This is a genomic window from Dyadobacter endophyticus (assembly GCF_014641595.1).
GTDB lineage: Bacteria > Bacteroidota > Bacteroidia > Cytophagales > Spirosomataceae > Dyadobacter > Dyadobacter endophyticus.
Genome location: NZ_BMIA01000001.1, coordinates 2,203,201 through 2,215,946, shown reverse-complemented (window position 1 = coordinate 2,215,946; position 12,746 = coordinate 2,203,201). Strand labels below are relative to the sequence as shown.

The following is a 12,746-nucleotide window of genomic DNA, read 5'->3' as shown; positions in this document are numbered from 1 at the left end:
GGTCACTTGCCGTTGATCAGTTGCAATGCCTTTTCCAGCGGCTCGTCGCGCCCGGCGGCAATGCCCAGGATCGTGGGCTTCACTTCCACTTGCGGAACGATGCCGATTTGCTGCGTTTCGCGGCCGTCGGGGTAGTAGACGCCGATACCGCTAATGCCCGTACGTAGTCCGCCGGGCAGCACGATCGGCGATACATTGCCGTCGGCACCGGCCGTTGTACTGCCGATGACCGTTACATTCGACGCAGCCGAAAACGCCATTGCGGTGTATTCCGAATGGCTAATTGTGTTTTCATTCACAATCACGATTACTTCGCCCTTGTAGTTATTGGGGTTGGTTTTGCCGAGTTTCAGCTCTGGCGACCAGGTGAACAAGCCGGGCGTTTGCGGACTGCCTATTGTGAATTTTACAAAAGGTTTAGCCTCCGGCAGCAGCATTGGTCCAAATGAAAATGCAATAGCGTCGGTAGGGTAACAGCGCAAATCGACAATCACACCCTTGCTTTTTTCTATCTGCGGCGTTAGGGCAGGTAAATAGGCGTTTTTGAATTTACCCGGGAAAATGTAAGCTACGTCTTGTCCGATCATTTTGAAGCAAGTGTCCTTTTTATTGTAATTGGCATAAGTATCAATCTGGCTGGATGGGTAAAGCGAAATGCTCGTTTTTTGTACTTTTCCGGCCCGGTTAATCGTGATAGCCAACGTAGAATCGTTGCTCCGGAGCAGGTTAGGGGCAATGGCTTTCAGTTGCATTACGTCGTTGGAGGCTGGTGTGTAGGGCTTTTGCTCGCCGATGATCCCGTCGATGGATCTGCCATTGATCGATTCGATCGCGTCGCCGGGTTTCAGCCCCGATCGCTCACCCAACTGAGCATTGTAGTAATCGATCACAACCGGTTTTCCTTCGACAAAGCTAAGCTGCACGGGTGCATAGTTCTTTCCGAAATATTTGTCCAGAGCCTCGTGGTTACCAAATAGGTTCGCATGGGAATCCTTCACACGGGCAATCAGCGCGATGGCAGTGAGCTTGTACTCCGTTTCATTCGCAGCCATCACGAACCTGGGCACAAACTCGTTCAATACCGCATACCAGTCTTCGCGAATAAGAGGCTTGTAAGGGAAAAAATACTCGATCATGTTCCAGTAGCGGAACAGCGAAAGCAGCCTGAAACCCGGGTCGGGGTAGGCCATTTCCTGGTAGGTGTTCTCGTTTTTAAAATCGGGGTTACCTGCATTCGGATATGCGTCAATGTAATAATGCTCGCCCGTGCGCTCAGCCTGGCGAATCGAGTCGAGTCGGGGTGAAAGTGTTTTTCCCACATTGTCCAACCATGCCAGGTCCGGTTTAATGACCGCATCGGTTGGAATGGTCACGGAGGAAAGCTTTTTGATCGGCCCGAATTTAACCAGCCAATTGGCGAGCACGCGCTGCCGTTCCGCATCGTTTTTGGCAGTAATGTACGGCGAGGCAACGCGGAAAAGCTCGTAATCCATGTTGAAATTACCGTCTGCTACGGCCGGATGATGGTATTTGACAAATCCCCAAATCCTGCCCAGTTCCGCGAGATGACCGGTTTGCTCTTTGGATAATGGGTACCCCGGACCAAGCGTGAGTTTGGATCCGCCGTCGAATTCCTTGTCGAGCGCGGCGGGAAACGCCTTTTTAGGAGGAGCTTCCGTAAAAGGCTTCCCGTCCACGAGCAATTCGAAATCATCCGCCCAGACCGTTCCGGGCCCTACCAGTATCGCGCCCAGGTAAATTTTGTCGGCACTCGCAGGCAGCTTCATTTTAATGCTGTATTGTTTCCAGTCTTCGGTTCCTCGTATGCCCTTTGCTTGCCCATTGTCGAGTTGTAAAATGTCCGATTTGCCGTCTATCCGCATCATCAGACCGACCCAGCCCTTTGTCACACCACTGAATTTGAGGTAGCCCCGTAATTCGATTTCTTTGCCGCCAAAGGTGACGGGGACCGGGTTGGCTGCACTACCGAATTGGATATTGTCCATAACCGCCGGTGCCTGGATGCGCAATGCTGCCTTCCCTTTGAATTTTTCCGTTGTATCCACCAGAAGCAGGTAACCCTTTCCCCATTCCATCCAGGGCCGTGGGAGCTTTTTGGAATCTGCTGGATTTTCGAAGTCGAGATTGAGATCTGTTGACTGAACTTGCTGCGCGATGGAGGCTGACGTGCAAAGCAGCGAAACGAGCATTGCTAGAATGTATCGCATGAGTAAGGTTTTTCTTTGTAAAAGAAGGGTTACTAATACTAATACTGTAACCGAATGTGAAAACAATGTTAACTATCACATTTTAGTGTAAAAAGAACAAGCCCCGCGTAAACATACCGCGGGGCCTTCTGATACACCAGACTTGTTCCTTACAATGAATCTGCTATTTGGTTTTTTCCAAACGGAGGATATAATCGATGCCGTCCACAAACTCGGCCCCTTTGGTCAGTTTATCTGTTTTGGGATCATATTGCCAGATATAATCCTTGTCGGCAGCATTCACAGCGATATATGCATTGCCGTCTTCAACCACCACGGCATTCACCATACGCTCGCCTTTGTCGGCAGGAAGGTCCAGCTTTTTGATAAATGTTCCGCTTTTAACGTCGATGACCGAGAATGAATGGTCTGCGTCGATGGACTGGCCCGCTACACGTGTGCGAACGATGGCTTTGCCGTTTCCGATGTACCACATAGCCGCTCCCATTCCATTGCTTGTTTTGGCTGAAAGATCGAAGTAATAGCTCGCGTCAAGCGTAGTGGCGCCATTTTTGATGCGGTAAACCACCGAAGGGGATTTGTAATCGTAGCCGCTCACAGGGTCGCTGACGAAATAAATGTCGCCGTTTTCATCCTTGAAAGATGCCGGTGCATACACGATCGGTCCGCCCGGAGTAGTTGTACGTGTCTCGGTGATGATACTTTCCACTTTCATCGAAGGGTAGCCTACGACCGCCACGTTGAAATCCGGATTTACGGGCAACGGATTCTGCGACCAGTCGGAGAAAGAATAGCCATAGCCGAGGAACAACTTGCCGTCGCGATACTCGGCGAATCCGAAATTGTAGCCGGTGAAGCCTGCCGGTTTCGGTTTCAGGTCGAGCTTGCCGGTCGTAAGCGTCATGTCGGCTACTTTCACGATCGCATAACGCCCTTCTCCCTCCGCATCGCCCAGGATAACGAGCGTTTGGTCGTCTACCCACACGTATGAGCTCCAATTCAGGAATGTAAATGGCACTTCCTTGTCGATTACCAGTGAACCGTTTTCAACATGGTATTTACCAAAACGGCCGCTGCCGAAGTTGGCGTGGTAGTAGAAACCGTCTTTCTGGATAATATCCTGAGCATAAACCTTGCCCGTCATTTCCGCACCGTTTCCTTTGAGGCTGATGGAACCGCTGGTGAGTGAAGGCACGTCCGCAATGTAGTAGGCGGTATTAGGCCAGGCGCCCACGCAAAGGATGGCCGAATATTTGCCTTCTTCCTTCACAGGCGTATTTTCGTTGTCGGAGCTATCGCTGCATCCGTTGAGCATGACTGCGGTGAGTGCAACGAGCATTGCTTTTGCCGGGTAGCTGAAAAATCTGTTCATTTTTGGGTGTTATAGATAAAATTGGAGTTGCTTAATGGATGAAATACCGGAGTTTCAACGCGAATGCACGACCGGGTTTTTGCAGCCTGAAATTATCGTAGGCCAGGTCGTCGGTAAGGTTGCGGCATTCGGCCGACACATTGTAGCGACCATCGGCGAGTGAATAGCTCAACGTCGCATTGTGGATCAGCTGGCTCGGGATCGTCGACTTGCCGTTCACATTTCCGAAAGCTTCCCAGGTCAGGTAAAACCAGTGTACATATTGCGTAAACCAGCTGAATTGCAGGCGCGAGCCCTTCGTAAACACATCGCTTTTCCCGATGCCGAAGTTGGCATTGCCGAAGAACCACGGCTGGTTGGGGATCTTGTTCTTGTAAGTCGCTTCGGGCACATTGGAGGCGGTGCTGCCGAATTTGGTCATGTTAACCGCGCTTTGATAGGTCGCATTTATATTGAAAGAAAGCAGGTCGGCGTAATCGTACCGCAGCTCGGCCTCGAAACCGGTCACGCGTACATTCGACTTGTTTTCGTTTTTCAAAGCCTTCGAGCGCTGGTCGGCAACAGGGTAAATAAAATCGGATGCATTGCGGTAAAAGCCTGCCGCTTCGGCGAAAAAGCGGTGCTTACCGGTACGGAAGCCATAGTAGGAGCCCAGGTTCACATTATCGCTGCGCTCGGGTTTGAGGTCGGGGTTGGGCTGCACATTCAGGCCATCACCAAACACTTCTTCCACTTCCTGTAAGCGGAAAGTATGTTCGAGGGAGAGCTTCAGGCCGAAGTCGGGCAGGATTTTGTAGCGCGATGCCGCGCCGTAGCCGTAGTTGGGGAAATTGTCTGTCAGCACCTGGTAACCGCCGTCGATCCACTTCTTCCGTTCGAGGCCCAGGCCATAGTATTTTACAAAAAAAGTGTTTGTCCAGCGTTTGTCGAGCAACTCCTGCTGATAGGCGAGTCCCAGGATTTGCTTTGTCATAATCCCCGGCATATCGTCGCCGGACACGAGTAATTCATTATAACTCTCGTTTTTGAGACGGTCGATTGTATAGTTCAGGTTAAATGAATGCCGCTCGCTGAGCGTGTAGCTCGCATTCGCACGCAGGAAGGCACGCGGGCGGATGATGTGCGAGAGCGACTTAATGCCGCCCATTTCGGTAGCGCCCTTGGTCGTCCAGGACCCGTCCCAGTAATATTGGCGGAGCAGGGTGTCGACGGTCAGGAATTTATCGGTTGAAAGCGAAGCAAATAGGTTGACGTCCAGTCCATTCAGCAATAGATTGCTCTTTTTGTACCGCAAAGTCCCTGTCGACGACTTTCCTTTTCGCTCCACATTGCCGTACACGATGGCCTGCTCAAAACCGGTCTGCTGATCCTGGCGGCTCTCCGAGTACCCGAAGCCGGCATACAGTACATCCGCCCAGCTTTTGTTGGAAATACCCACTTCAACCTGCCCCATACCCGAGCGGTAACGGTCGTGGAAGCGCTTCACGTCCGTGATCACGAAGTTTGCGCCGTTGAGATCGGTAATCTGGTCGCCATTGCGGGTACCTCCTTCGAGGATCTCGACGCCTCTCATTTTATAGTTGTTGTCGGAATAATTAAAAAAGCCGCTCGCTTTCACGGTAATACCCGTCGGCTTGTGTACATATTGCGCTGTAAGGGCCGAACGGTGGGTGTTAAACGAGCCGTAGCTGTGGCTGACGTCGAGGTAATTGGTCTGTTTCTGGTTGGTGATCACATTCACAGCACCACCCATGGCATCAGAACCGAGCTGCACAGGCACCACGCCTTTGTACACCTCGATCCGCTCCGAGAGGTTCACCGGAATGTTGTTCAGCGACATCGCGCTACCCATTACCTCCATTGGTACGCCGTCGATGAAATATTTCACCGCCTTACCGGAAAGGCCGTTGATCGAAAAGTTGAAGTTCGATCCCAATCCACCCTGTTCGCGGATACGAACGCCTGCGCTGCGGTTGAGCACCTGGTTGAGGTCGGCCGTCGTGTTCTGAAATTGCTTCGTCTCGATCGCATTCACCGTGAACGCCTGCTCCTTCACCGCCTGCGTTTCCGTTTTGCCGTACACGCTTACCTCGTTCAGGTTTTGCTGGTTTTCTTTGAGCTGGAAATTGAAAGCAGCTGTCCTTCCGGATTGGATGACGACCGTTTGGGATACTGCTTGGTAGCCCATCAAAGTAGCCTGCACGGCATAGGTACCTGCTTTCACGGGAGGTAACTCGAAAAATCCGTTTGCGTCCGTCGTAACGCCATGCGCCGTTTTTAAGATTGAAACGGTAACTCCTGGCAGCGCCTCGCCGGATTCTGTTTTGACATAACCGGAAACCGACGGCACTTTTTGGGCGAGGCCGTTCAGCGCGTTAAAACTGATTGTGATCAGGAGGAATAAAAATATAGATGAACTGCGTGGCATGAGGTGTTGATTCTAATATCACCCCTTAGTAGCACCAATACACAACACCCGAAGGTCGGGTTTGGAAAAAATGGAATTTTTAATCGTAGAAGCCGTAGCGTTTCTTGATTTTGCCTTTGATTGTCGTAGAGCAGGTGATCTGGCGTCTGATGACTTCAAAATCTTGCTGATCGAGCCTGCCTATGATGACTGTGGGGCGGTTTTGAATGATTGTACATATTTCGGTACGCTCGATGATTTTGAGTTTTGAGCAATCGACAAACGAGGTATGATCAAGGTAATCCCGACCGGCAGCGTCGAATTCGATATGTTGGCATTGAAGGTCCAGATTGAAGTTGACCTTCATATCGAGTTCGGTATTAATGTATACCGAAGCTAGCGTCAGGCTGTCTGCCGACTCACCGACAATGATGAAACGCTTGACTTTGGGTGGAGTCGTATCTTTGACCATCATCCGAAGGACGGTCCCGATCAATGAAGTCATTTGAATGATTCCGGGTCGGTATGATCATTCAAATTTGGCTGAATGGATCAGCAGCTGATCCTCAATGTACTTGACCATATGGCTGTCTGCGCCTCCGGCCCTGGCCATCGCGATGGGGCTTATCTCTTTATCTCTCGCCGTCTGGTTCCAAGCCTCGTCATGCGATTTGTCTGTCAGGTCGTTAAAGCTGAGATTTTGGTTTTCCTGCACAGATTCGTCAATGCATTTCATTTCTGATTCGGAAAGGAAATCGAGATCCGGATCGGCAACTCCCTCGATGGAAAAGCGGTCTAATGCTGAAAAATAGCGTGCATAGGTTACACCACCTTCTTTCACGCTCTTATAAATATCATAAGCAATGGACGGTACGGGTCCATTCTTCATCGCATGGTAACGATCTTGCGAAACAGCCGTTCCATATCTGACCAAATGCTTCTGTTCAGCGAAGTAAAGGATTTTGAAGAGCTTGTGGATATCGGAGCGCCCGCCAAGCTTTTGCAGAATGTAAAGTAGTAAGTGGATTGTCCCCTCGATTTTTTCTTCAAAAGCGTCCATAGCTCAAAAAAGGTTTTCCTGGTTAATGGTTACCTGAGTGCAGAAGGAATGAAGGAACAATTGAGTATGCAACAAATGTATGCATGTTTTGGAATTTTTACAACCCATCTGGATTTTTTCCAAATTTTCTTAACACTCCCATAACCCCGCTCTGACACCCGGATCAGTAATTTTGCCGCCCACATTACTTGTACATTTTTACCAACCACCCAGACTAAACCCAATGGATTCAAGAAGAGATTTTATTAAAAAGGCTGCTATGCTCGCTGGCGGCGCAGGCGCAGCGAGTTTGTTCCCCGAGTCGGTGCAGCGGGCGATGGCAATCAGCCCGGCCCCCGGTACGACCTACCTCGACGCCGAGCATGTGGTGATCCTAATGCAGGAAAACCGATCGTTCGATCACTGTTACGGCAAATTGCAGGGCGTGCGCGGCTTCAACGACCCGCGTGCGATCGATCTGCCGAATAAGAACAAGGTGTGGCTGCAAACCGACCTGAAAGGCGATACCTACGCGCCGTTCCGCCTCGATATTAAAAATACCAAAGCCACCTGGATGCATGACCTGCCGCACTCGCGCGAGTCGCAGGTGGACGCCTACAATGGCGGGAAATATGATAAATGGCTCAGTTCCAAACGTTCTGGCCATAAGGAATACGCCGAAATGCCGCTGACGCTCGGCTATTACGACCGCGAAGACATTCCGTTTTACTACGCGCTGGCCGATGCATTTACGATTTGCGACCAGAATTTCTGCTCGTCGATGACGCCCACGCATCCCAATCGCTATTATCTCTGGTCGGGTACGATCCGTGAAAAGCCGGAAATGGACTCGCTGGCGGTGGTGCGGAACAGCTATTTTTCCATCAACAAACCCGTGAAATGGAAGACCTTCCCGGAACGTATGCAGGAAGCCGGTATCAGCTGGAAGTTTTATCAGAATGAAGTGGGCGCGGTGATGCAGTTCCACCCAGGAAAAGGCTCGTGGCTGAGCAATTTCGGATGTAATCCCTTGGAGCGTTACGCGCAGTATCGGGTGAAGTTTTCGAAGGATTTTATCCACTATGCACAATTGGAAGTGGAGAAGATCAAAAAGGACCTGCCCGCATTGAAGGAAAAGCTAGAAGCGGCAACCGGCGCGGAAAAGGACAAACTGACGAAGTCGTGGGACCAGCGGAATGCGCTGCTTGAAAGGCTGGAAACGGATTTGGCAGAGCATAGCGAAGAGAATTTCAGGAAACTTTCGGTGTTTGAGCAGGAACTGCACCGCAATGCATTCGTAACCAACCGTAACGACCCCGATTACCTCGAACTTTCGTCCATGTTTTACAAAGAGGGTGATTTGGGCAAGAAGATCGATATGCCGAAAGGCGATATCTTCTTCCAGTTCCGCAAGGATGTGAAAGAAGGCAAGTTGCCAGCGGTTTCGTACCTGGCAGCGCCCCAGAATTTCTCGGATCATCCGTCGGCGCCCTGGTATGGAGCATGGTATATTTCCGAGACACTCGATATCCTCACCAAAAATCCAGAAGTGTGGAAGAAGACTATATTTATTCTTTGTTATGATGAAAATGATGGCTATTACGATCACGTTCCGCCATTTTCTATCCCCGACCCATTGAAGGCGAATGCAGGAAAAGTATCTGCGGGTATTGATATCAAAGCCGAATATGTAACGCTGGAACAGGACGAAACCCAGGTGCCCAAGGCGAATGCACGGGGCGGTGCGATCGGATTAGGCTTCCGGGTACCGCTGGTGGTCGCATCGCCGTGGTCGAGGGGCGGGAAGGTATGCTCGCAGGTTTTTGACCATACCTCCATTATTCAGTTTCTGGAAGAATTTACGAGCCATAAATCGAAGAAACAGGTCTGTGAAACCAATATTACGGAATGGCGCCGGACGGTCTGTGGGAATATCAGCGCGGTTTTCCAGCCTTTCGATGCCTCTGCCTACAAAAAACCGAAGCCGGTAAACCGCGAAGAAATCCTGACGACCATTCACAAAGCACAGTTCAAGGACGTGCCTGCGAATTTCAAGGCGCTCAATGCAGCAGAAATTGGTAAGATCAATGCAAGCCCGGCCGGATCGCCATTTTTGCCCAAACAGGAACCCGGTACAAGGCCCTCGGTCGCGCTTCCTTACGAACTGCATGTGAATGGTGCGCTTTCAGCGGATAAAAGTGCTTTCGAGATCCGCATGCATGCCGGGAATAAGGTATTTGGCCCAAAATCAGCCGGAGCGCCTTTTATCATTTATGCCATGAACCCTTATGAAGGCGAAGTGCTGCGGGTTTGGAATTATGCCGTGAAAGCGGGCGATACGCTGACGGAAAACTTCAAGCTGACCGGTTTCGAAAATGGAAGGTACCATTTGCGGGTATATGGTCCCAACGGTTATTTCCGCGAGTTTGCGGGTAATGCACAGGAACCGGACGTGGCGGTATCTTGCGGGTATGTTTTGGATAAAAAGGGCAAGCCGACGGGTGAGGTGGAGCTTGTTGCTGTGAACAACGGGAAAAAATCTTTAAAGCTGCATATTGTTGACAACAGCTATCAGCAGAAAAACATCGAAGTAAGCCTGGCCGGTGAAGCAACAGTGAAAACGCTTGTCCCCACGGCACAAAGCCACCAATGGTATGACTTTAACGTCGATCCTGGCTCCGGTGACTTGTTGAGGCGTTTCGCCGGACGTGTGGAAACGGGGAAAGAAAGTGTGACCGACCCGTGCATGGCCCACGCTATGAGCAAAATTTGATTGAAAACATCAAGAAATCGCCGGGTTAGGCTTAAAGCACTAGTCCGGCGATGATAAGCTATTACTGCTGCGTTTCCCTTACTTCGGCGTAGCCATCGAACTCGTAAATCGGGCAGCTGGCGGCGATTGCGGTGGCTTCGTCCAGGTCTTCGGCTTTGAGTAGGAGAAAGCCTCCGACGATTTCGGTACCGACCTGGTGAATGCCTTCGCTGGCTTGTCCGTCCCTGATAATCCGGCCGTTGAGCGTCAATCCGCTGCCGCCCGCGAGCTTGCCTTTCGCCCCCCATTCTGCAAACCATTTCGCCCAGTTTTCGCGGTGTGCGGCGATTTCTTCTTCGGTGTGGGTGCCCTGCCGACCGTCCGGCTCACGGAAAATGACAATGTAATTTTTCATAGTTTTTCAGGTTGAAGAGAATGCTTCAAAAGTAGCAACTAGCTTTAATCCGAATGCCTCCGAAATGCCTTTTTAATCACTATTTAATGACTACAAATGACACTTGTGTCACCGCGCCCTGTTCTGCTCCGTTTCACCGGTGGACTTACTATTAAATGTAATTTTCCACGACCGCCCGAAACGGTACGAGGCACTCATCCCGAAATATGCGGTGGAGTAAGTGCGGTGATAGTAAATATTGGTCGCCCCCACGCTGTATTTGCCGTGAACATGGCTTTTGTGAAAAATGTCATTGGCCGTGAGCCTGATTTTCAATGTGTTCCTGAAAAAATCCTTCTCCACGCCAACGGTTACGGTCGATCGGCTGAAATCATGGTAAAGTCCCTGTGACCTCTCGCTGAGGTACCAGGCCACGAGTTGGATTTTGAAAAGATGATTTACATCAAAAGCATTATTGGTGTAAGCATAAACCTGAGGCCTGGGTTTGAGGATTTCAAAGCCGTATTCATTGTCAACCAGTTTGTTGCGGCTGATGGTTACCGTGTTGGTCGTGCTCCACCAGTTAATGTTGAATGTGGCCGAGGCGGTGAGGAAAAGGGAATGTTCCTTTGCGAGGTTAATACCTTTGAGAATGTAGCTGTTCGGCGAATCTCCGCGTAATGCGGCGCCGCTGATTTTGTCCTTCGTGTAGGTATAACCTCCGCGGACGTCGATTTGCTTGTACTGCACACCGGTTTCAAAAGTATGAATCTTCTCGGGCTGCATATTGGGATTGCCTTCGATCGTCGTAAAAGGGTCCTGGTAAATTACAAACGGATTGAGGGCCTGGTAACGTGGGCGGGTGATTTTGGAAGAGTAAGAAATGCGGCTTTGCAGGCCATTAGCGAAGCTTTTACTGATAAATACATTGGGAAAAACATTGAAATACTTGTCCCCGATATTCTGTCCGCCCCGGGCCGTAGTGTTGAGGGTGTAGGTAGTGTACTCGCCGCGCGCACCCGCACCGAATTGCACATTATCTTTCAAACTTCCCTGGTAATTCAAATAAGCCGCTGGGATTTTTTCCCGGTACCGGAAATTGCTGCTAAGAGTCGGATCGGGCAGGAAAGGGCCATCTTCTGTGGAAATCATAAAGCCGGTACCCGAGCCATTGTCGGCAAAGCTGAATTTCGCGCCGGTTTCCAGCTTATGGCCGTTGCGGAATGCTCTGGTGTAATCGAACTGGGTGCTTGAAATGCTGATGCGGACCAGCACGTCGTTCAGCAGGTTACGGAGGCCGGTACTGTCGCCGCTGAGGCTGGTTTCCGCAATTCTGTCGTGCTGGTCGGTTTTGAAACGGGCATACTGGCTGCCGACGAACAATGCGGAGCCCAGCGTGTCGAGCGCCCGATGGAAATTGAGGGTAAGGGCATGGTTCCAGCGTTCTTCATCTTTGGCAATACGGCTTTGGTAAAAACTGCTTCCCGAAACGTCGGTGAGCGCATTGCTGCTGTTTTGGCTGCCGCCCTGGCTGTTCAGGTTGCCTTTGTAGGTCAATGATAAATAGCTGTTTTCTTTCAAATTGAACTGCACGCCCGCACCGAAATTGGAGTAGTTGCGCATTTTGCGTTGCCAGTCGGTGGTGAGGTCTGAATGCAGGTATTCGGTGGGAGAGGGGCGGGTGCGCATCGTATGCAGCACTTCACGGTTGTTGCCGGTCTGCAGGGCGTAGTTAGCTTGGAGCGAGAGCCGGTTGTGCATATATTGAGCATCGGCAAGGGTATTGAGTTCGCTGCCCGCGAATTTGGTATAGGCGTATTGCTGGGTTACCGAGCCTGTCATGCCGGCATTAACGATCGGTTTTGTAACGATATTGATCACCGCCTTGCCCTCGGCATCGTACTTTGCCGACGGGTTGGGGATCACCTCCACGCGGGTGATACGGCTCACCGGGATGGCGGCCATTTGCTCGTAGCTGATGGCCTGCCCATTCAGGAAAATCAATGCTTCGCCGCGCCCTGCAACACCCGCGCGCCCTTCGGCGAAAATAATGCCCGGCGACCTTTCGAGCAGTTCTCTGGCCGACGTGCTGCCTGCCAGAATGCTGCCGGCAATCTGTACCTCAGTGGTTCCGTTCGTGCCTTGCCGCACGAGCGGCGCCTGCCCGCGGACGGTTACGTCCGCGAGCGCCTGTACGTGCTCATGCAGGAGGATTGTGCCGAGGTCAATATGCGTGCGGCCTTCCCGACGGATGACGATGAGCGTGTCGGTAAGACCAATGCCGCTGACTCTTAGTGCAACCGTTTCGTGGTCGATGCCGGTGAAAACAATGCGGCCGTCTTCGAACGGGGCGCCTTGCAAAAGCGCCGAATCGGGCAGCGCCAGCAGCCGGGCGTAAACGGCGACCTGCTGCCGGTTTGCCCCGACGGCGTTACCCGAAACCGAGTAGCGGCTTTGGGCAATGGAGTTTTTAGTAAAAAGAAAAACAATGAGGATAAGGATACCGGAAAACTTCATGGCGGATACGATGGATCTGATTTGAAGCAAAAATCCA

8 protein-coding genes are annotated in these 12,746 nt (G+C 51.2%); 1 reads left to right on the top strand and 7 read right to left on the bottom strand.

All coding sequences use genetic code 11. The features are described 5' to 3' along the window. Nucleotides 1-2: 2 nt before the first annotated feature. The 5 genes from IEY24_RS09155 to IEY24_RS09135 all read right to left on the bottom strand — a co-directional run bounded on the left by IEY24_RS09155 (nt 3) and on the right by IEY24_RS09135 (nt 7,067). Nucleotides 3-2,228: a S41 family peptidase gene (locus IEY24_RS09155; RefSeq protein ID WP_188930852.1), complete on the bottom strand. Its 2,226-nt coding sequence runs from the start codon at nt 2,226-2,228 to the stop codon at nt 3-5. A gap of 163 nt (nt 2,229-2,391) precedes the next feature. Next, entirely contained in the window at nt 2,392-3,600 is a 1,209-nt protein-coding gene (locus tag IEY24_RS09150; protein WP_188930851.1) for a DUF4374 domain-containing protein, read from the bottom strand. Between the two features lie 31 nt (nt 3,601-3,631). Continuing rightward, on the bottom strand, nt 3,632-6,028 hold the full coding sequence (locus IEY24_RS09145; RefSeq protein ID WP_188930849.1) for a TonB-dependent receptor: 2,397 nt from the start codon (nt 6,026-6,028) through the stop codon (nt 3,632-3,634). A 79-nt stretch (nt 6,029-6,107) separates the two neighbouring features. Next, a complete protein-coding gene (locus tag IEY24_RS09140) occupies nt 6,108-6,512 on the bottom strand; it encodes a hypothetical protein (RefSeq protein ID WP_229221700.1) in 405 nt (134 codons plus the stop codon). A gap of 24 nt (nt 6,513-6,536) precedes the next feature. After that, the gene (locus tag IEY24_RS09135) at nt 6,537-7,067 is read right to left on the bottom strand and encodes a Panacea domain-containing protein (protein WP_188930847.1); all 531 of its coding nucleotides are present in this window, start codon (nt 7,065-7,067) and stop codon (nt 6,537-6,539) included. A 223-nt stretch (nt 7,068-7,290) separates the two neighbouring features. Between IEY24_RS09135 and IEY24_RS09130 the strand changes: the two genes are divergently transcribed. Then, complete coding sequence (locus IEY24_RS09130) at nt 7,291-9,819, top strand: phosphocholine-specific phospholipase C (protein ID WP_188930845.1); 2,529 nt, start codon at nt 7,291-7,293, stop codon at nt 9,817-9,819. Between the two features lie 61 nt (nt 9,820-9,880). On the opposite strand, the gene IEY24_RS09125 is transcribed toward IEY24_RS09130, so the two are convergent. Next, complete coding sequence (locus tag IEY24_RS09125; protein WP_188930838.1) at nt 9,881-10,213, bottom strand: YciI family protein; 333 nt, start codon at nt 10,211-10,213, stop codon at nt 9,881-9,883. A gap of 108 nt (nt 10,214-10,321) precedes the next feature. Then, the gene (locus IEY24_RS09120; RefSeq protein WP_188930836.1) at nt 10,322-12,709 is read right to left on the bottom strand and encodes an outer membrane beta-barrel family protein; all 2,388 of its coding nucleotides are present in this window, start codon (nt 12,707-12,709) and stop codon (nt 10,322-10,324) included. Between the last annotated feature and the right edge of the window lie 37 nt (nt 12,710-12,746).

Coding starts and splice junctions, on each gene's coding strand:
- IEY24_RS09155 (WP_188930852.1), bottom strand. CDS start 2,228: ATGCGATACATTCTAGCAATGCTCGTTTCGCTGCTTTGCACGTCAGCC.
- IEY24_RS09150 (WP_188930851.1), bottom strand. CDS start 3,600: ATGAACAGATTTTTCAGCTACCCGGCAAAAGCAATGCTCGTTGCACTC.
- IEY24_RS09145 (WP_188930849.1), bottom strand. CDS start 6,028: ATGCCACGCAGTTCATCTATATTTTTATTCCTCCTGATCACAATCAGT.
- IEY24_RS09140 (WP_229221700.1), bottom strand. CDS start 6,512: ATGACTTCATTGATCGGGACCGTCCTTCGGATGATGGTCAAAGATACG.
- IEY24_RS09135 (WP_188930847.1), bottom strand. CDS start 7,067: ATGGACGCTTTTGAAGAAAAAATCGAGGGGACAATCCACTTACTACTT.
- IEY24_RS09130 (WP_188930845.1), top strand. CDS start 7,291: ATGGATTCAAGAAGAGATTTTATTAAAAAGGCTGCTATGCTCGCTGGC.
- IEY24_RS09125 (WP_188930838.1), bottom strand. CDS start 10,213: ATGAAAAATTACATTGTCATTTTCCGTGAGCCGGACGGTCGGCAGGGC.
- IEY24_RS09120 (WP_188930836.1), bottom strand. CDS start 12,709: ATGAAGTTTTCCGGTATCCTTATCCTCATTGTTTTTCTTTTTACTAAA.